Annotated in this window: 16 protein-coding genes and 1 pseudogene; 1 reads left to right on the plus strand and 16 read right to left on the minus strand. The window is 33.2% G+C overall.

The window, feature by feature from the left end:
• Positions 1-46 precede the first annotated feature (46 nt).
• From pheT to BG262_RS02620, 8 genes are all read right to left on the minus strand, one after another.
• Positions 47-2,407 (minus strand): phenylalanine--tRNA ligase subunit beta, encoded by a 2,361-nt coding sequence (pheT, locus tag BG262_RS02585; RefSeq protein ID WP_070787339.1) that lies wholly within the window; start codon positions 2,405-2,407, stop codon positions 47-49.
• Positions 2,408-2,468: 61 nt separating this feature from the next.
• Positions 2,469-3,506: a phenylalanine--tRNA ligase subunit alpha gene (pheS, locus tag BG262_RS02590; protein ID WP_070787340.1), complete on the minus strand. Its 1,038-nt coding sequence runs from the start codon at positions 3,504-3,506 to the stop codon at positions 2,469-2,471.
• Between the two features lie 313 nt (positions 3,507-3,819).
• Entirely contained in the window at positions 3,820-4,797 is a 978-nt protein-coding gene (locus BG262_RS02595; protein ID WP_070787341.1) for a LacI family DNA-binding transcriptional regulator, read from the minus strand.
• Positions 4,798-4,836: 39 nt separating this feature from the next.
• The gene (gene pgmB, locus BG262_RS02600; protein WP_070787342.1) at positions 4,837-5,499 is read right to left on the minus strand and encodes a beta-phosphoglucomutase; all 663 of its coding nucleotides are present in this window, start codon (positions 5,497-5,499) and stop codon (positions 4,837-4,839) included.
• 118 nt (positions 5,500-5,617) lie between these two features.
• A complete protein-coding gene (locus tag BG262_RS02605; protein WP_070787343.1) occupies positions 5,618-7,879 on the minus strand; it encodes a glycoside hydrolase family 65 protein in 2,262 nt (753 codons plus the stop codon).
• A 167-nt stretch (positions 7,880-8,046) separates the two neighbouring features.
• Positions 8,047-9,690: a glycoside hydrolase family 13 protein gene (locus BG262_RS02610; protein ID WP_070787344.1), complete on the minus strand. Its 1,644-nt coding sequence runs from the start codon at positions 9,688-9,690 to the stop codon at positions 8,047-8,049.
• Complete coding sequence (locus BG262_RS02615) at positions 9,674-10,285, minus strand: sugar O-acetyltransferase (RefSeq protein ID WP_070787345.1); 612 nt, start codon at positions 10,283-10,285, stop codon at positions 9,674-9,676. Before BG262_RS02615 ends, BG262_RS02610 begins: the two co-directional genes overlap by 17 nt.
• On the minus strand, positions 10,282-11,886 hold the full coding sequence (locus BG262_RS02620; RefSeq protein WP_070787346.1) for a glycoside hydrolase family 13 protein: 1,605 nt from the start codon (positions 11,884-11,886) through the stop codon (positions 10,282-10,284). Before BG262_RS02620 ends, BG262_RS02615 begins: the two co-directional genes overlap by 4 nt.
• A 227-nt stretch (positions 11,887-12,113) precedes the next feature.
• Here BG262_RS02620 and BG262_RS02625 point away from each other — a divergent pair, with 227 nt between their 5' ends.
• Positions 12,114-12,440 carry a hypothetical protein gene (locus BG262_RS02625; RefSeq protein ID WP_070787347.1) on the plus strand — a complete coding sequence of 109 codons (327 nt, stop codon included), beginning with the start codon at positions 12,114-12,116 and terminating at the stop codon, positions 12,438-12,440.
• A gap of 556 nt (positions 12,441-12,996) precedes the next feature.
• Here BG262_RS02625 and BG262_RS02630 read toward each other — a convergent pair.
• The 8 genes and pseudogenes from BG262_RS02630 to BG262_RS02665 form a co-directional block, all read right to left on the minus strand.
• Complete coding sequence (locus BG262_RS02630) at positions 12,997-13,548, minus strand: transposase (RefSeq protein WP_143602635.1); 552 nt, start codon at positions 13,546-13,548, stop codon at positions 12,997-12,999.
• Positions 13,549-13,591: 43 nt separating this feature from the next.
• Positions 13,592-14,065, minus strand: coding sequence for a transposase family protein (locus tag BG262_RS02635; protein ID WP_070787349.1), 474 nt, complete (start codon positions 14,063-14,065; stop codon positions 13,592-13,594).
• A 523-nt stretch (positions 14,066-14,588) separates the two neighbouring features.
• Positions 14,589-14,687 (minus strand): annotated as a pseudogene (locus BG262_RS10340) (IS200/IS605 family transposase); the annotation flags it as partial.
• Between the two features lie 310 nt (positions 14,688-14,997).
• The gene (locus BG262_RS02645; RefSeq protein WP_070787351.1) at positions 14,998-15,912 is read right to left on the minus strand and encodes an ATP-binding cassette domain-containing protein; all 915 of its coding nucleotides are present in this window, start codon (positions 15,910-15,912) and stop codon (positions 14,998-15,000) included.
• Positions 15,912-16,964, minus strand: a complete 1,053-nt coding sequence (locus tag BG262_RS02650) for an ABC transporter ATP-binding protein (protein WP_070787352.1) — start codon at positions 16,962-16,964, stop codon at positions 15,912-15,914. Before BG262_RS02650 ends, BG262_RS02645 begins: the two co-directional genes overlap by 1 nt.
• Positions 16,965-16,982: 18 nt before the next feature.
• The gene (gene oppC / locus BG262_RS02655) at positions 16,983-17,903 is read right to left on the minus strand and encodes an oligopeptide ABC transporter permease OppC (protein WP_070787353.1); all 921 of its coding nucleotides are present in this window, start codon (positions 17,901-17,903) and stop codon (positions 16,983-16,985) included.
• On the minus strand, positions 17,903-19,402 hold the full coding sequence (locus BG262_RS02660) for an ABC transporter permease (RefSeq protein ID WP_070787354.1): 1,500 nt from the start codon (positions 19,400-19,402) through the stop codon (positions 17,903-17,905). The genes oppC and BG262_RS02660 overlap by 1 nt, the downstream gene beginning before the upstream one ends.
• Positions 19,403-19,507: 105 nt before the next feature.
• Entirely contained in the window at positions 19,508-21,487 is a 1,980-nt protein-coding gene (locus tag BG262_RS02665) for a peptide ABC transporter substrate-binding protein (protein WP_070787355.1), read from the minus strand.
• Between the last annotated feature and the right edge of the window lie 340 nt (positions 21,488-21,827).

Consider the following 21,827-nt stretch of genomic DNA (forward strand, 5'->3'; position numbering starts at 1 on the left):
AAGGAATTTAATCCTTATGAGGGTTTTTAAATATGTAGTTGAATTACTATCTAACTTCAAATCCTGCTTCATTAAGTTTTTTAACGATTTTATTCATTGCTGAATTTATTTCTTCGTCAGTTAGTGTTTGTTCTGGGTTTTGGAATGTCAAACTGTAAGCTAATGATTTCTTGTCAGTTGGAACATTTTCACCTGTATAAACATCAAAGATAGAAACATTTTTAAGTAATTTTACTTTGGCAGAGTCAATGATATCAAGGACTTCTTGGTTTTCTGTATCACGATTAACTAGAAGTGCAAGGTCACGTTTAACTGCTGGGAATTTAGGAATTTCAGTAAATACTACTTGTTCTGGTTTATTTTCTAAGATGCCAGTTAGGTCAAGACTTGCTACATATGTTGTAGGAATATCATATGCTTTTGCTACCGCAGGGTGAACCTGACCAACAAAACCAATTTCTTTTCCACTTACAATAACGCGAGCTGTACGGCCTGGATGCATATCTTCAAGTTTAGTTTCTTTTTCAAAACGTAAATCCATGTCTTGCAAGAGAGTTTCAACAACACCTTTAGCTTGGTAAAAGTCTGTATTACCAGTGAAAGCCATAGCAACTTGAGGAAGTTCAGTCGGACGACCATCTTCTTCATTACCGAATTTGATGAATACATTTCCTACTTCATAGATAGCAAGCTCGCTGTTTCCACGTGCCATATTGTAGTTAACAATGTCAAGCATACCTGGAATAATCGAATTTCTTAAAGTTTGTCTTTCTTCACTCATCGGCATAGCAAGACTTACAAGCTCAGTAGAAACTTTCGTGAACTGGCTAGCCTTCTCAGGTGTTGTCAAAGCATAGCTGATAACTTCAGTAAGACCTGCTCCCTCAAGAACTGTGCGCGTGTCACGACGCAATTTTTGCATAGGTGTAAGCTCACCAATCGTGTTACCGGCATTTGGAAGAGTGCTTGGAAGATTATCATAACCATAAATACGGGCTACTTCTTCAACCAAATCAGCCTCAATAGTAATGTCCCAACGACGAGGTGGGATTGTAACCACAAGATTTTCACCATCAACACTTGTTTCAAATCCTAGTTGGTCAAAAATAGCTACCACTTGGTCGATTGTCAAATCAGTTCCCAGTGAAGAATTAATTTTAGTCAAAGTAATTGCTACATCAACACTTTGAGGTTTATAGTCATTACTTTCGACAACACCATTTAAAACTTTACCTCCAGCAAGTTCAGCAATCATAGCTGCCGCTGTGTCTAAAGCAAGAGTTACATCTGCTTCATTGATTCCTTTTTCAAAACGAGCACTTGATTCTGAACGAAGATTGAATTTTTGGCTTGTTTTACGAATTGATGCTCCATCAAATAGTGCTGCTTCGAGAACAACATTTGTTGATTTTTCAGTGATTTCTGTATCTAGTCCACCCATAACTCCTGCAAGAGCAACAGGTTTATCAGCAACAGTAATTACCAAATCATCAGAAGTTAAATCTCGTTCAACATCATCTAAAGTTGTAAGCTTTTCACCATCACGTGCATCACGAACAAGTATTTTTCTTTCTTTAAAAGTATCCAAGTCAAAAGCATGCATTGGTTGTCCAAAATACATAAGAATATAGTTGGTAACATCCACAACATTACTGATTGGACGAACTCCGATATTCATTAATAGATTTTGAAGCCATAGAGGACTTGGTCCTACTTTTACATCTTCAATAATACGAGATTTATATGTTTTAGATTTAGCACTGTCAACTTGAACAGCTATTTCATCACTTGTTTTTTTATCTTCTTCCTTAAGTTCAACACTTGGGAAATTTACTTTTTTATCATAGATAGCTGCTACTTCATGAGCAACTCCACGCATAGATAGAGCATCAGCACGGTTAGGAGTGATTGAAAGTTCAAGAACTTCATCATCCATACCAATGTATTTAAATACATCATCACCTACTTTTGCATCACTTGGCATGATATAGATTCCATCAGCATATTCTTTAGGTACTACTGAATCCGGGAAACCTAATTCTCCAAGAGAACAAATCATACCCAAGCTTTCATAGCCACGCATCTTACCTTTTTTAATTTTATAATTTCCTGCAATACGAGCTCCTGGAAGGGCAACAATTACTTTGATTCCTTCCTTAACGTTTGGTGCACCGCAAACTATTTGACGAGGCTCTGCATCACCAGTATTCACTTGGCAAAGATGTAGATGAGTTTCTGGAATATCCTCACATGATACAACTTCTCCAACTACAATACTTTTTAAACCATCTTGACGAGATTCAACTCCCTCAACTTCGATACCGCTAGTTGACATTTTCTCAGCTAGGTCAGCTGCTGGAACATCAATATCAACGTATTCTTTTAACCATTTATATGAAACTAACATTTGTTACTTACTCCTTTTGTAATGTCTGTCTATCTAAGTGTAGATATTATTATGTTCACTATTATTTGAATTGTTCAGTGAAACGTTGGTCTCCTAGATAGAAACCGCGGATATCATTGATTCCATAACGTAGCATTGCAATTCTTTCTTGTCCAAGACCAAAGGCAAATGCTGAATATTTATTAGAGTCAATACCACTCATTTCAAGTACACGTGGGTGAACCATACCGGCACCTAGAACTTCAATCCAACCTGTCTGTTTACAAACATTACATCCAACACCACCACATTTGAAGCATGATACGTCAACCTCAACAGATGGTTCAGTAAATGGGAAATAACTTGGACGAAGGCGAATTTTTCTATCTTCTCCAAACATTTTCTTGATAAGAGTTTCAAGAGTACCTTTCAAGTCACCCATTGAAATATTTTCATCAACAACAAGTCCTTCAATTTGATGGAATTGGTGTGAGTGAGTCGCATCATCTGTGTCACGACGGTAAACACGTCCAGGACTAATCATTTTAAGAGGTCCTTTAGTAAAATCATGTTTATCCATAGTTCTTGCTTGAACTGGGCTAGTATGAGTACGTAATAAAATTTCAGGAGTGATATAGAATGTATCTTGCATATCACGCGCCGGATGATCTTTTGGAAGATTCATACGTTCGAAGTTATAATAATCAGTTTCTACTTCATATCCATCAACAACTTGATAACCCATTCCTAAGAAAATATCTTCAATTTCTTCGGTTGTCTGAGTTAAGACATGACGCGTACCACGTTTAATTTCAGTACCTGGTAAGGTTACATCAATTTCTTCCTTCTCAAGAGCCACTTGCATTGCAATTTTTTCCAAGGCTTCTTTTCTTAATTCTAAAAGCTCAGTCACCTTATCTCGAAATTCATTAGCTAAAGCTCCTACTTTTGGACGTTCTTCAGCAGATAAGTCCTTCATTCCTTTAAGGATTTCAGTTAGTTCACCTTTTTTACCGAGTATGGCTACTCGAAGGTCATTTAATTCTTTGTCATCTTTAACAGTATCAAGGCTAGCAAGTGTTCTTGCTCTCAACTCTTCAATCTTTGCTTGTAAATTCATGATTCTCCTCTTTATATAAATAAAAAAACGGTCTATTCATCCCTTATACAAGGAACGAAAGACCGTGGTACCATCCTAATTTATGCACTAAAAAGCGCAACTCTTTTTTGATAAGGGAATTCTCCCTGTCTTATAAACTTGGGTGAACTTCATCTAACATCCAAACAGTATGCTTACAGTCGGTGACATACATTCCCTGATATTTTTCCACTAGATTACTCTTCCAAAAGACGATTATTAATTTAATGATAACAAAAAACCTTATAGAATTCAAGAACTATTCCTAAATATACTATAAGGTGTCAGCTCAAGTTTATTTTACACTTTCTCTTTCTTTTAAGTAGAAAGGTACAATTATTTTTTCGCTGAAAATTTTATTTTTTTCATCAGAATTTATTAACTCTGATAGTTTTTCTACTGCAACTTCTCCAAGACGAGCAACGTTTATATCAAAACTTGTGATATAGGGGTGGATAAGGCTTGCAAAAACCGAGTTATTAAAGCTAAGAACACTAATATCTTCAGGTACGTTAAGACCCTGTTTATTGATATTTTGAATTACCATCAATGCTAATGGATCGTCCATAACAATTACTGCACTTTCTCCATCAACCTTAAAATTATTTTCATCGAAATGAAGTAGCTTACCTACTAAGCCACGTTTCACTAACTCTTCATGAAAACCCATATAACGTTCTTCAAAAACAACTCCTTCCTCAGTATCAGTAACGAAGGAAATATGTTTATGCCCTTTATCTGAAAGATAAGTAACTGCTTCCTTACCTAGGAGTTTATTATCATTATCTACATAGGTTATTTCATTTTGCATTTCAATGGGAGTTCCTACAAGAACAAAGGGAATATTTTCATCAATTAAGTATTGGCGTACTGGATCTGATTGTCCAGCATAAAGGACTATGAAACCATCAACTCTTTTTTCAGAGTACATAAGTCTCACTTGTTTCTCTAATTCTTCGATACTGTGACCGGTTGCGATTGCTACCGTTATATCATTATTACGAGCCTCTTCATTAATTGAAGATAGAATCTTCATGAAGAATGGTCGACTTTGTTTATTTTCGATTGGTGGGAATATAACACCAATAGCACCACTTTTTCCACTTGCTAAAATTTTTGCTGCTGCATTTTGAGTATAACCCAAAGTTTCCATTGCTTTGCGAACTTTTATCTTAGTCTTGTCTGAAATTGATGGACTATCTTTTATAACCCTACTAACAGTTGAAGGATTTACTCCTGCAAATGCCGCAACATCTTTGATCGTAACTGCCATACATTTTACCTAAAAGAGCGAATAATCGCTCACTTCCACTTATTTGTTATTCCAAGTATCTTTCAAGAAATCTAATGTTAATTTACTTGTATCAGGAACAATACTAATATCAAATCCTAAATTTTCTGGACTACCCACTCCGATAGGATAGGCTCCAGAAGATTTAATAGCCTCAATTCCTGCCTGCGCATCTTCAATACCAATTGCATCTTCAATAGCTACATCAACACCATCAGCCGCTGCTAAAAAGATATCAGGAGCTGGTTTAGATTGAGCAACTTTTGCAGGGTCAGCAATTGCATCAAAATAGTCAAGAAGATCCATTTTTTCCAGTAAAAATGGACCATTTTTACTAGCAGATGCCAAAGCAATTTTAAAATCGTTATTTTTTAAATCTTTTAAAAGTTCTAAAATTCCTGGATATACGTCTTTTGGACTAACTTTGTCAATCATTTTAACATAATTATCGTTTTTTTGTCTAGCTAGATTTGCAAATTCTTCTGCTGTAAAGTCGTTCTCACGTCCATCTTTTTCAAGAATTCTTGTCAATGAATCCTCTCTTGACACACCTTTTAATTGTTCGTTAAATTCACGATCAATTTCAATTCCCAATTGATCTGCTAATTCTTTCCACGCTAAGTAATGGTACTCGGCTGTATCTGTGATTACTCCATCTAAATCAAATAAAACTGCTTTAAACATCTTATCTCCTTAATCTTCATTATTTCTTATTCTTTAAATATTATTTTTAAAAAAGGTGAACAAATCTAATCAGAGCATTTATAAAATATCTCTTACAAATAATTGTCCACCAATATTTCTATTTTAATTTAGTTGTGTATTCATCAACCAAATTTACTTTTTCGCCATATACTTCAAGATCAATTGGATCACCTTCAAGAAGTGATAGACTTACATTTTCAGCTACATCAACTTTAATTAAGCGTCCACGGTAAGTGATATGGAAAGCATAACCTGACCAGTCGTTTGGTAAGAATGGTGCAAATGAAAGTTTTCCATCCCAAGTCTTCATTTGAGCAAATCCTTGAACAATTGCTAGCCAAGAACCTGTCATTGAAGTAATATGTAGGCCATCTTCAGTATCATTATTGTAGTTATCAAGGTCGAGACGAGCAGTTCTTTGGTACATTTCAACCGCTTTTTCATCCATTCCTAATTCAGCGGCAAGAATTGAGTGAATTGAAGGACTTAGCGAACTTTCATGAACAGTCATTGGTTCATAGAAATCAAAGTTCTTTTGTTTTTGATCAATTGAATATTGATTACCAAAGAAGTAAATTCCTTGAAGAACATCAGCTTGCTTGATGAATGGACTACGAAGAATCTTATCCCATGACCAGTTTTGGTTAAGTGGAAGATCAGATTTATCAAGTGCTGAAACTGGACGAATATCTTTATCTAAGAATCCATCATGTTGAACAAATACATCAAGCTCCGCATCATATGGGTAGTACATATTTTCTACAATATCAGACCATTTAGCAAGTTCTTCTTGGCTCACTTCAAGATCTGGTCGTGGGTATTTAGCTAGGCTTTCTGCCGTGTACTCAAGAACCCAGGCAGCTAATTTATTTGTATACCAGTTATTATTGATATTATTTTCATATTCATTTGGTCCAGTTACACCATGAATCATGTATTTCTCATTGCGTTTAGAATAATGAACACGATCAGCCCAGAATCGAGCAATTTCTACTAAAACTTCAAGTCCTTCATGAGCAAGATAATCTTCATTACCTGTATAGTTAGTATAATTATAAATTGCATAGGCCATTGATCCATTTCTATGGATTTCTTCAAAAGTGATTTCCCACTCATTGTGGCATTCAATACCATTGAAGGTTACCATTGGATAAAGAGCACCTTTAAGTCCTTGTTGGCGTGCATTATGTTTAGCTTCCTCAAGTTGACGACGACGGTATTTAAGAAGATTTAAACTAACACTCTCATCAGTTAATGCTAAGTAAAGTGGAATTGCATATGCTTCTGTATCCCAATATGTAGCACCTCCATATTTTTCTCCAGTAAATCCTTTAGGTCCAATATTTAGACGGTCATCTTCACCGTAATATGTTGAGAAAAGTTGGAATAAGTTAAAACGAATACCTTGTTGAGCTTCATCATTACCAGAAATTACAACATCTGCAAGATCCCAACGTTTTGCCCATTCAGTTACTTGCCCTTTATATAAATCAGCGTAATTTTTTGTTGCAATACTCTTAGCTATCTCTTTATTTGCAGCATGATTTTCATCAAGTGTTGCATAGTCACGGCTAGTTGTAACAATTACACGTTTTTCAAAATATTTAGTTTGATCAGGTACTATGACTGTTTCAAAAATGTCAGTAACAGAAGTTTCATCTTTAGAATGACCTGATTTTTCAAAATCTCCAACATGATGTTGGCTTGCTAGAACTGTAAACTGTTCAACATCAAATGGGTTTTCTTTTGTTTCAGTCGCTACCCAAGAAACTTCTTCTGTATTTTCAGTTCCTAGAATATTCCAGAAATTTTCTTCATAGTTAGAATCTTCATTATGAACATCAGCATCAATAATACTTTCAATTTTAACATCATGATCTTTGCCATCTACATTTTCAAATGAAAAAGCATAGCTTGCAAATTCTTTTACTTCAAGTGAAAGGAAACGTTCTGCTGATACCTTAACTCCACTAGTTGTATATCCGTAAGATAAAATACCTTTTTGCATATCGAGATCAAGTGTAAAATCTGTAATTTCAGCTGTATATAAGTCTACTTCTTTTCCATCAATATAAAGTTTAATTTTACCGAAATTTAAAGCATTAATTGCTTTACCAAAGTATTCAGGATAACCATTTTTCCACCAACCAACGCGAGTTTTGTCAGGGAACCAAACGCCTGCAATGTAAGTACCTTGATGCATATCACCAGAATATGTTTCTGCAAAGTTTCCACGCATACCCATGTAACCATTACCGATAGAAGTTAGACTCTCTTGTAATCTACGATCTTCTTTTTCAATTTTTTTAGAAGTCAGATGCCATGGGCTCACTTCCATAATGCGTTTAATTTTCTTCATGATTTCTCCTATACTCTTATTGTTATCGTTTTCAAATACATTCTACCACGCAATCGTTTGCATTGTCAAGTGCGTTTGAAAACAATTTTAGTATCTTTATGAAATAAAATGTTTATAAAAAAACAAAGCATTCGAATCATATGCTTTGTTATAGCTTTCAATAAATTCTAGTTTTCATTTATATAAACGCGATATTCCCACGGATCTAAAATCATTTTCTCAGTAAGTTTTCTTTGTTTTTTTTGTCCAAGATCTAATTCCTTACATTCTTTAAAGTTTTTTTCCAATGCAAGCTCTTGCTTTTCAGGAGATAAATTCGCAATCACTAGTAATTTATCATCTCCTAGTTTACGACGATAAACAATTGTATTCTCGTCTTTTTCATTTAAGAACTTAACATCTCCGTTTATAATTACTTCATTGTTATGACGTAAATCTATCAATTTTTTATAGAGATTTGTAAGGGATGCTGGATCAGCCAGCATTGCTTCCGTATTACGTTCAAGGTAGCTTGGATTAACAGCAAGCCATGGTTTTCCTTCAGTAAAGCCTGCCTCTTTTTCATCATTCCACTGCATAGGGGTTCTTGAATTATCACGACTTGTTAAACCGGCTTTTTTAATAGCTTCTTCAGGAGTATCTCCTGCTTCAATTAACTTATTGTAAAAATGATGTGTATCTGGTACGTCAATCTGATTTATATCTGTAAATGGAAAATTCCCAATACCAATTTCTTGTCCTTGATAAATGAAAGGAGTTCCTCTTAAAAGCATGTACTGAACTGCTAAAGCTTTTGCTGAATCAATTGTTCCATCACCAAAAGTATCAATTGACCTTGGATTATCATGATTTTCAATGTAAAGAGCATTCCAACCACTTTCAAGCATATCTGTCTGCCAACGGATAATCGTATCCTTGTAGCCTTTAATATCAATTTTATTATTTGGATCATCTGGTATTTTACAGTTATGTTCCAATTCAAAAATCATGTTTATATATCCATTTTCATTAGTCCAATCCGGACCTTGATAGCTCTGAACTCCACTGGCCTCTCCTACTGTAAGAGCTCCATATTCATCAAAAATTGTCTTGATATCAGACATATATTCCTCAATACCAGACACATTCATAAATGGTTCCCATGGATCATTTCCATTCGGACTTTTAATTTCAAAATCCCAATTTTCTTTTTGAATATGGCTAATAGCATCTAATCTAAATCCATCAATTCCTAAATCAAGCCACCAACGAATCATCTTGTAGATATCTTCACGCATTTTAGGATTTTTCCAGTTTAAGTCTGGCTGTTCTTTAGCAAAGCAATGGAAGTAAGCTTGCTCAAGATTTTCATCATAAGTCCACGCACTACCTCCAAAAAATGATTGCCAATTATTAGGCATTTTTTCAGAAGATGCATCTACCCAGTGATAATAATCATGATACAGATTATCTTTTGATTTTTTACTCTCAATAAACCAAGGATGTTTATCAGACGTATGGTTAACAACTAGATCCATAATTAATTTAATATTGTACTCATGAGCCTTTTCGATTAATTTTTTCAAATCATCAAGACTACCAAACATCTCATCAATAGCATAAAAGTCTGAAATATCATATCCCCCATCAACTTGCGGACTCTGATAAACAGGGTTTAACCAAATAAAATCAATCCCCAAATCATTTAGATACGGAAGCTTTTCTATAATACCATTAATATCTCCAACTCCATTACCATCGGTATCCTTAAATGATTTAGGATAAATTTGATATCCTACTAATGATTTAAACTTTTCATCCCTTGTCTTCATAATACCTTCTCTCCTCAGCTTCCCAAAACTTTTTATCTTCTTCATTTAACTCACGCAAAATACGCGCAGGGTTACCTACGGCAATAACATTATCTGGTATATCTTTTACTACCACACTACCAGATCCAATTATTGAATTTCTACCAATTTTCACACCAGGATTAACAGTAACATTTGCCCCGAGCCAAGCACCATCGCCTATTTCAATTGAATAACCTAGTTCTAATCCGCGATTACGTACGCCCTCGTCAAGTGGGTGAGTAGCAGTAACTAAGCTTACACGTGGGCCAAACATTACATTATTCCCAATTCTTATTGGTGCTACATCCAAAAAAATACAATCCATATTTGCATAAAAATTTTCCCCAATATGTGTATTAAATCCATAGTCAACATATAGGGGTGGATTGACATAAATACTTTCTCCAGTTGAGCCAAAGAGCTCTTTCTCCATACTTACAATCGTATCACGTTCCAACAGAGAAACCTGTCCAATTTTTTGTGCAAGAGCACGCCCTGGTCTCGATGCATATTCAGGTTCAATCTTACCTGCGTCATAAAGCTTTCCAGATATCATTTTTTCATATTCTTTCACTCAGATACCTCCACTGCAAAAGCATCCCAAGGTTCTAACTCGAGGTGTTTCAAATCTTCAACAACAATTCCATTATCGATAATTCTTTGGACAATAACCTTGTCGCTTTCAAATATTTGCTTGTCATCAGAGAAATTAACAACCACTAAATATACATGACCATTATACTTTCTGAGGTAAGAAAAGACATTTTCATCTGTTTCAACTAATTCAAATGCTCCATATATAATCCATGGATTATTTTTACGAAGTTCTATCAGTTTTTTGTATGTATAAAAGATAGAATTACTGTCTTCAAGAGCATTTTTAACATTAATTTCCTTATAATTTCTATTTACTTCTATCCAAGGAGTTCCAGTTGTAAAACCTGCGTTTTTAGAATCGTCCCACTGCATAGGAGTACGAGCATTGTCACGACCAATTTTTCTAATGCTGCTCATGATATCTTCTTTGTCATACCCTTTTTCAAGACGTTCACTATACATATTTACACTTTCAATATCCTTAACTTGCTCTATATCTTGAAAATCGAAATTCGTCATTCCAATCTCTTCACCCTCATAAATATAAGGAGTTCCCTTAAGAAGATGTAGGAGAATTGCTAAAGCCTTTGCTGACTTAACACGATACTCTTCATCGTTACCCCAACGACTAACAATTCTAGGTAAATCATGATTATTCCAAAATAAAGAATTCCAGCCGTCATCTCCGAGCTCAACTTGCCATTTTGCAAATACTTCTTTTAAATCAGAGATATTTAATTTTTTAGTATCCCATTTTTCTTTGCCTTCTTGGTAATCAAGTAAAATATGTTCAAATTGGAAAACCATTGATAATTCGCCGCGTTCTACTCCACTGTATAATTTTGCATTTTCAGGATTTGCACCCCATGTTTCCCCTACAGTAAGTAAATCATGTTTTCCGAAAGTAGAACGATTCATTTCTTGTAGGTAATCATGCAATTTTGGACCATTTTCGAATATATCTTGATCTGGTTTTTTACCAATTAAGTCAATAACATCCATACGGAAACCACCAACACCTTTTTCAATCCAGAAATTCATCATATCGTAAACTTTTTCATGAACACGAGGATTTTCCCAATTCAAATCAGGTTGTTTTTTAGAGAAGAGATGCAAATAATATTTTCCTATATTTTCATCGTACTCCCAAGCAGATCCACCAAAGTTAGATCTCACATCAGTTGCTTGATCACGCCAAACGTAAAAATCATGATATGGATTGTGAATAGATTTTTTAGCTTCAATAAACCATCTATGTTCATCAGATGTATGATTGACAACTAAGTCCATGACGATTTTAATTCCACGTTTATCTGCTTCATCAATCAACTGATCCATATCATCCATGGTGCCAAATTCAGTCATTATGTCTTCATAATCGCTGATATCGTAGCCGTTATCGTCATTTGGACTTTTATACACCGGACTAAGCCAAATTGCTGAGATACCCAAATTTTCAAGGTAATCTAATCTACTAATTATTCCTTGTAAATCTCCTACACCATCACCATCAGAATCTTGAAAACTTCTAGGATAAATTTGATAAACTGTAGCCTTATGCCACCATTTTTCTTCCATATTTTCTCCTTACAATATCTATATTTTTATTTCATTTCATCACACTGTAATCGTATTCATTTTATCACGCAATCGTTTGCAATTCAACACTATATTAATTAATTTATTTTGAAATTTTCAGAATTATATTGTATTAAATTATAATAATTGAATATTAATATAATTTGCATACTATTGTTTACGTCATCACTACACTTGTACGTTTTCATTTAGAAAGAGGATTGTGTATGAAAAAAATGTCTCTTGTTTTATTAGCAGTCTTATTTTCAGTATTCTCGTATACTTCAACTGCAAATGCTGACCAAGTAACTCACAAAATGAATTTAAGTACTCCCCTCGCCATGGCGCCATCATCAATCTATTTTGATAATGTATCTAATAGAGGATCGAACGGTCCTGAATTCATTTTTTATCAAGTTAATTGGTATGGCACAAGTTATAGAGGATATCTAGCGAAGAGTATAAGACACAAAGTTAATGGAGTGGCTGGTAATAATACTGTATATGCTGGGTATGTTTATCGTATTGATTTACTATTACCGTTGCCTTATTAAAATTTATTATTAATTTGAAAGGAATCTACTTTATGAAAAAAATATAATTTTATTATTAATTTCTATTTCTTCTTCTATTTCAGTTCCATTTGTAAACGCAAATGAAGCTAGTCCCACAAACAATATTGAAAATCAAAAATCATATAATATAATTTCTCCGCTTGCATCTTCAAAGTATATAAACTACACAGTATACTTTTCTCCAACTACATATGCCCCACCTCAAAATTACTTCTATAACGATGGGACTTATAGGGGAACCTTAAGGATGACACAGCGGAAAGATATGCGTGAACATCCTAACGTTAAAGCACAAATGGTAGTTTATTCAGGATATGTATATATAAGAAGCGTTCCCGTAAATTATTAAAAATCACTAAATACTCTTGATCAATCTATGGGTTCATAAAATATATACTCAGTAAATTATACTTTAGATAGTACGGTAATTCGTGCTATTTTTTTGTTTACAATTTTGGTTCTTTGTCAAATTGTGTGGAGACTATTCCAACTACATTAATTTTTAAGAGTAAGAACTTAAATTCCCTTGCTCTTTTTAGTTGATATTAATTTCTTGGCAAAGCATAACTCTAGCAAATAGGTGTAAATTACGTCTGTATCCAAATACAGTTCTTTTAATCATTTTAATTTTATTATTAGTACCTTCAACACATGCGGAAGATGTCCTAATCTTAGAATAAAAAACATCGTTAGATAAATCATCATAATCTTTAAGTAAAAGTTTCCAAAACCACTTAAGCCTTTTATAGTGATTCTTCTCAATGTCATTATTTCGGTTAAACTTATTCATTCCTTTGACTCTAAGTACATTAAAAGCACGTGTAATCTGTTGCACGACGTGAAAACGATCCGTAATAATTTTAGCATTTGGAAATGCAACTTTAATTAATCTTTCATAGCTAGCATTCATATCCATAACCAAATACTTAACCTTGATTTTTTCACTATGAGGATATTGAAGGAAGTGATTAGTTAAGGAATAAATCCTTCTATCATCAATCAAGTTATGTAGTTGATGAGTAACTCCATCCATAGCTATGAAAGCCATATAGGAATTACAATAATTAGTTGCTTTAAATTCATTCAATTACTAAAACTTGTGTAAGAGGAGGAAGGGCTCTACGTTTGAATTATTTAGCAATTTTATCAAGAATACCATAAACAATACTATAACCCATATTTCTAATCTTGGCTATGTCTTTCATCGTTATTTTCTTCTTAAGATCAAACAATACTTGGTAATATAGTTTACGAGATATACTTTGTCCAAGTAGTAAAAATTTACTAGGTAGTTGAGAAGAAGAAGTTGACAAGCAATGGCGGCACATAAAACGAGGTATTGATAATTTAAGTACTATTTTCAAACCATTAATCTCAGTTAATTGAATTTTTCTTTTATTTGGAGTATTCCTGTGAGCATAAAAATCAGATGAATCTAACCATTCTACACCACAATTTTTACAATGAGAGGGAACTAGTTGGTAGCTTCCAGTGACTACATTACATTTAGCCCCATACTTATCATTTTCATAGGACAACCAGTTATCATTGAATTTTAAAAATTCATCTTGTAAATCTAATAATTCTCGTATAAACATATCCATGTAACAACTCCTTTAACTTGTTGGTTTTGACGCTTATCATTTTAAAGTAGTTGTTATTTTTTTCAAAAAATCATGTGGATTTATTACAATTCCACACGTTTTTTTATAGATCCACAATTTTAAAGGCGCTACATTAATCTCAGTCCAATATTTTAACATTTTTTCCATGCTTTTAATTCTATAGTCACTTAAAAATAGATTAATACATCGTTGATTCATCTCGATGAACGTTAGTTCTATCATCAATCCGTTGCCTTATCTTATTTCTATTTAATCAACTATACTATTGCTGTAAGGAAGCATTATTTAATTTTGAATATCATCGTTAAATCTTCTAAAAGTCCTAATTACAGTTCTAAATCTTGGATCAATATCATTTATCTGTTCCGATATTATCGTCTTCCAAAGATCTACATCACGTCTCTTTATAGCAACCAAAATATCTTGATAGATTTTATAATGCTTATGAAGTTTAGAAAAATTATAAAAACTGTACCTAGAATATGAGATTCAATAGTAAGTCCTTATTATATATTGATTTTCTTCGATATTTAGGTGTAAACACTATATGATATTTACACATCCATTTCGTATGTGATAAACTATAATTGGTTTTTGCCATTCTTATTCCTTTCTATAATTAGCCAGAACAACTTTATTATAGTAGTTTTTTTGAATGGCTAAAAGCCTTTATTTCCACCCACATAGCAGGTGGTTTTTTTGTTTACTACGTAGTAGTAAACAAAAAAAGTAGCACGATACTCGTGCTACTTTAAACTCTAATTAACTAAGCAGATATCTTTTTACACCCATAACAGTTGACAAAGAGCCGTATTATATAAATTAAACAATAGTTATTTTTAATCATCGCTTAATAATACTAAGAGAATTCTTTAATAATATAATAAGATATAGTCAACTAAATTTTTATATTATTTTTTAAGATTTGATTCTTCAGTATCATTACACCATACAAAATGACCAGGTGTAATTTCGCGGAATGAAGGTTTATCATTCTCATAATCATGATTTTGATCATATGTAATTAGTTTTTTCGATCTTTCCATTTGTGGATCTGGTATAGGAACTGCGGAAAGAAGACTCTTAGTATAAGGATGTAATGGGTTATTAAATAGCTCTTCTGTTTCAGCCATTTCAACTATTACACCGTGATGAATAACTGCGACTCTATCAGCTATAAAACGTACAACACTCAAATCATGAGCAATCATAAGATAAGTAAGATTCTTTTCTTTTTGTATTTTCTTCATTAAGTTAAGAACCTGTGCACGAATCGATACATCAAGAGCTGAAATCGGTTCATCTGCTACTACTAATTTTGGTTCCATGATTAGAGCACGTGCTATACCAATACGCTGTCTTTGTCCACCTGAAAATTCATGTGGATACCGAGACAAGTGTTCTGGAAGTAAACCTACTTCTTTAATCATATCTCTTACTTTTTCTTCACGTTCAGCTTCATCTTTATATAAATGAAAATTTTTGATACCTTCAGAAACAATGTAATCAACCGTAGCACGCTCATTTAAGCTTGCCGCTGGATCTTGAAAAATCATTTGAATATTTCTAATTACATTTTCTTCTTCTTGTTTTGAAAGTTTTTTATTAATTTGATTACCTTCAAACAAAATTTTACCAGATTCTACATTATTAAGGCCTAAGATTGCTCGTCCAATTGTTGTCTTACCACTACCAGACTCTCCAACAAGACCAAAAGTTTCGCCTTCATAGATATCAAAATTTGCATTTTTTACTGCGACATTTTTATTTTTACCTTCACCGAAAGAGATAGATAAATCTTTTATTTCTAATAACTTATCAGCCATTAAATTGTCTCCTTCTTATAAATATTTTTCATTTTTTCGTGTAAATTTTGTATTGTTTTTGGTTTATCCAACTTAGGTGCTCTTGGATCAAGTAGCCACGTCTTAGCCCAATGAGTATCACTTACATCGAATTTTGGAGGGGCTTGCTCAAAATCAATAGCCATTGGTTGTGGGTTACGAGGAGCAAAAGCATCACCTTTAATTTCATTATATAGTGATGGTGGTGTCCCTTTAATAGAATATAAATCCTTTGAAGTAGCTAATTGAGGTAAACTAGATAGAAGCGCCCAAGTATATGGATGACAACTATCATAAAATATATCTTCGACAGTTCCATATTCAATAATTTCACCAGAATACATAACAGCTACTTTATCAGCTATACTTGCGACTACACCCAAATCATGAGTAATAAAAATCATAGAAAAACCGTACTCTTCTTTAAGTTCTTTTAACAAATCAATAATCTGTGCTTGAATTGTTACATCAAGTGCAGTTGTCGGCTCATCACAAATCAAAATTTTAGGTTTACTTGCAAGAGCTATTGCAATAACTATACGCTGACGCATACCACCCGAGTATTGAAAAGGGTATTCATCATATCTTTTTTCAGCATCAGGAATCCCTACTCGATCCATTAAATCAATTGCAATTTTACGAGCTTCTTCTTTTGATTCACCTCTATGCTTAATAATAACTTCACTTATTTGGCTACCAATCGTTTTAATAGGGTTAAGACTTGTCATAGGATCTTGAAAGACGGTAGAAATTTGACCTCCACGGATTTTTTCCCAGTCCTTATTATTTTTTATTTGTGTCAAGTCTTGCCCATTATAAATAGCTTGACCTTCACTTATTTGTCCATTACTTTCTAACATGCCTGTAAAAACTTTTGTAAATACACTTTTACCACTACCTGATTCTCCAACTAGTGCCAGTGTTTCACCATCATGAAGATCTACCGAAATGTCCCTGATGGCTTTTAAAGTTCTGTCACGAACTTTAAATTCAATACTAATATTTTTTGCAGAAAGAACTACATCTTTAGTCATAATATTAAAATTTCCTTTCTACATATGTGTTCTAGGATCACTAGCATCTGCCAAAGCCTGTCCTACTATATATAAAGAAATAGTAACTAATCCTAGTATAGTAACTGGAATCCAGAACAGATATGCATGATCCGTAATATTACTTGTATAAAGGGCTATAAGCCTTCCTAATGAAGGGGTATCACTTGATAATCCGACTCCAAGATAACTTAGAAATACTTCATATGAAATAAAGGTTGGAAGACTTTGAGCCATATTTGTAACAATAATTGATACAAGGTAAGGTAGTATATTCTTGCTTATTGTAGTCCAGAGACCAGTACCTAGGGTACGACTTGCAATATTATATTCACGATCACGTAAACCAATTACATTTACCCTTATAAAGTAAGCTGTGCCAATCCAAGTAGTAATTGTCATAGCCAATAATAAATTCCAAAATCCTTGTCCAAAAGCGTATGAAAATACCATTAAAATTAATAGTGTTGGTACGTTAGAAATAACATTATAAACTTCTAACATGAATTTATCAATTTTAGGTGATACTCCCCAAATTGCTCCGACAATAACCCCAATAAAAGTTGTAATCAAAGTCGCAAGTATACTAATAGAAATTGAAGTTCGAGCACCAGCCCATACAGCATCAAAGAGACTTTGACCATTTGAGTCTGTCCCAAACCAATATTTTGCATTTGGATAGTTGTAACGAGCGCCAAAATCATCAATCTTACCAGCATCAATTACTGTGTAACCAGAGAATAGTGGTTGTATAAAACTCATCAAAAGTAAAATAACTAGTATAACCAACATCACCATGGCAGCTTTATTTGAAAAGAATTTTCTTGCTACACTCTTCCAATATGAGTACATTGGTGCTGAAATTTTTTCACTTTCATCACTTCTAGGAGGTACAAATTCAAATAATTCATTTTTATCCATTATTTTCTACCTCCCTTTCCTGAAAGATTAATTCGTGGATCAATTTTTTGCATTAGCAAATCACCAAGTAAGTTAGCTACAACAGCTAAAGTTGTAAAGATAAATGTGAGTCCAATTACCATAGAATTATTATGCGACTTAATTGCATCTGGTAACATTTTACCCATACCAGGTAAAAGGAAAATTGTTTCAGTCATAGTCGCACCAGAAATTGCTAAAATAACAGCTGTCGGTATTGCATTACTTAATGGAATCATAGCATTTTTAAGGATGTGTTTACTATAAATCTCTCTCTCATTAAGCCCTTTAGCACGTGCAAATTTCACATAATCACTTGAGGCTTGATCAAGCATAAAACGTCTAATCCAAAGAATATTATTTGGAATTTGTAGTAAAGCTAAAATTACTGTTGGCAGGATGTATGACTTAATATCCCCTGCTCCATATGTAGTAAAACTATCTGGCAGACCTAATAAGGAACTTCCTAAAAATCTATAAAAATAAATAGTTGCTAGAGAAGGTAATGCAATTAACGCAGTAGTCGCAAATAATCCAAATCTATCAATCCAACGTCCAGCTCTTTGGCTAAGATGAGTTGCAATTGGTATTGCAATTAAGTATCCAAGAATTACCGCAATTGCACCAATCATAAATGAATTTTTTATCATTGATGGGTCTTGATAATTACTTTTAACATCTGTGTAATCATCTTTAAACATTCTCTTAGCACGTTCATCTTGATTCTCTGGGCTTTGATACTCTGCTGTATGAAGGTTATATGATGTCATCATCTTATTTCCATCATCAAGCGTAATTTCTTGTGATTTAGTTTGTCCTTGACCACTAGTAAGAACATCCATAACTTCACGTCCACTAAAGGTTGGATATGAATCACCTAAATATAATTTAATGAAATTTTGATGTATGAAAGGAAATGCCCCATCAAAATAAAACAAATACTTATGTTGAGTTCCACTTCCGACAATAGCAGGTCCCATTCCTTTATTCCATTCAAATTTTATATAACGTTTTAAATTGGGATTTGATTTATCATGAATTTTCCAAGGGTGATCAAATTGAATCAAATTCTTATAAAAGTTTAAAACTCTTTCATAAATTGGAATTTCCCTTGTTGCAAAGATTTCTTTATTATTCTGAAATTGATCAACTTTCCATCCATGGCCTTTATCTTTAGCCCATTCTTGAGCAGCTTCAAGATTTTTTTTAGTTCCCTCAGGAGAAAAAGATTTATCAGTCTTTGAAATTTCATTTGACAGTTGCTTTGAGTTGTAATAGTCAATATATCCTTGTCTACGATATACAGTGTTTTCATAATTTAATTTTTTATCAGGATCACCAGCAACTTTTGAAATATTAGGATCACTTGTAAAAATCTGTCGACGGGGTATTAATGTAAATATAAGAGCGTAAACAATCGTAGTAACTACAATTATCGAAAAAATCGCTCGCAATAATCTTGTTAATATATATTTTTTCATAATTTTCTAACCATTCTATAAAACGCAAATTGAGACTGGAATATTCCAGTCTCTATTCTGATGATATCATTTGATAAAATCATAATTTACGAATAAGAGCTTGTCTTATTTTTGTGCTTCTTTAGCACGTTTTTCAACTTCTTCCTTCCAAGCTTTATCTGCTTTTTCATATTCTTCACTAGTTACGGTATCTTTACCTACTTTTCTAAATTTATAAGAATATGATGATGAACCAACGTTATTTGAATCAATTTCAGTATGTGGAATTGTACGTCTAACTGATGGTGAGCCCAAATCAGAATATAGTGGAACAATTATAGAATTATTCTCTAACCAAGCTTCCGCTTTTGCATAGGCAGTATATCGTTTATCATCATTGTCATTGATTGCAGAAGCATTGTCTAATAATGTTTGATATTCATCAAAGTTCAAAGCTTTCTTAGCTACTGCACCTTTATCTTCACCCTTAAGAGTTACTTGACTATCAAGACCTAGATTACGTAATACATCCCCTGACTTAGGTGAGAAGATATTCAAGTAGCTTGATGGATCTTGGTAGTCTGGTCCCCATCCAGTAACGGCAAAGTCATAATCAGCATCTGCAGCTGTCTTGAATGAGAATGTTGCTTTCGTGTATGGATCATCTGCTAAGGGAATTACATTAAAGATAACTTCTTTATTAAAAGTAGATTCAATTGAATTTTTAATAGAAGCATATACTTTCTTATTAATTTCTGATGTTTCAAGAACTGGAACATCTAAAATAACTGGATTACTTTCTGAAATTTCTACACCTTCTGCTTTAAGTGCTTCTTTTGCAGAATTGAATGCTGTAGTTGCTTTATCTTTATTATAGACACCATTCTTTTGTTGAGAGACATCTAAGTCTTTCCAAACATCAGAACCAGATTCAAGATCTTTTTGAACAGTATCACCAAATGGTTTTCCTTCAATTGTAACAAAGTCAGTAGGTACAATAGTAGATCTAATTATCTTATCTGCTCCTTCTTCACCATTGATTTGAGCAGTAGCTTTACTTTTATCAATTGAGAATGTAACAGCATTACGGAAGTCTTTATTTAAAACTGCCTTTTTAGTAACTTCTTTTTGTTTATCATCTTTTTTAGAATTACTATAGTTTTGACGATTATAGTTGAATGCTCCATAATAAGTTGATGAACCTTGGGCATTCCAAATGACATCTTTACTATCTACTTTAGAGTAGTAAGGCATTGTTGGATATAAACGAGCTAAGTCATATTTATTGTCCTTAAATCCATCGTACAATGAATCGGGTTTTGAACCATCATAATAAGATAGTTTGATTGAATCAATAAATACATTATCTTTATCCCAGTATGTAGGATTAGATTTATAAGTAATTTCAGATTTATTGGTCATACTAGCAAGAATATATGGTCCGTTATAAAGGATAGAATCCGCACTCAGACCACCAAACTTATCTCCTTTAGACTTAAGAAATTCTTCATTTACAGGATTCAATACACCATAAGTAGTTTTAGAGTTCCAGAATGATTCAGGTTGATTCAACTCATAAGTAACTGTTCCTGCCTCATCATCAGCCTTAATACCTACTTTAGAGAAATCTTTATCTTTACCAGAAGCGTAGTCTGATAATCCTTTAACAGAATCAGCTACAATATATAAGGCATCTGATTCAGAATCAGCCGCATGTTTCAAACCAGTTACCCAGTCAGATGGTTTAACTTCTGCATATTCATTACCATCAGAGTCAACCCATTTAACTCCCTTACGAATATGGTAAGTATATGTCTTTCCATCTTTTGATACATCCCATTTTTCGGCAAGTGCAGGAATTAATTGACGATACTGATCATATGATAATAATCCTTCTACAAAGTTTGCTGTATTTTCAGCAGTATATCGTTGCATAGAAGTAGTATAGTCGAGCGTTTCTGGATCCTGAACATAGTAATACTTAAATTCTTTTACTAAATTCTTATCATTAGAAGCTGATTTTTTATCTCCACCACTGCCACAAGCCACAAGCCCAAGTGCAGCAACTGATACGAGACCTATTCCTAAAAGTCTTGATTTGTTCATCCAATAATCTCCTTATATCTTTATAAATCTAGAAATTCTAGTACTTTCTTCTTTTAGTTCAGAATTCTGTTTTAGAAATTTCTGACAATTCAGTTGACTCTCTTAGTATACAATTTTTCAATATAGTTTGTAAAGACCTTTCTTACAAAAAAAGACATTTATTTTAAAAATCAAAATAATTAGATAAATTAAATTTAAGTGAACATTAAAACAAAAAGCACCTCTAAAAAGTGATGCTTTCCTTTATTTATACGCAGTTTTCTGAAACAAATTCAAAAATTTACTATTAAAAAATGAATTATAAATTTATCAATAATTGTAAAAACTATAAATAGTAATA

The sequence above is a fragment of the Floricoccus penangensis genome, assembly GCF_001832885.1.
In the GTDB taxonomy this organism is placed as follows: domain Bacteria; phylum Bacillota; class Bacilli; order Lactobacillales; family Streptococcaceae; genus Floricoccus; species Floricoccus penangensis.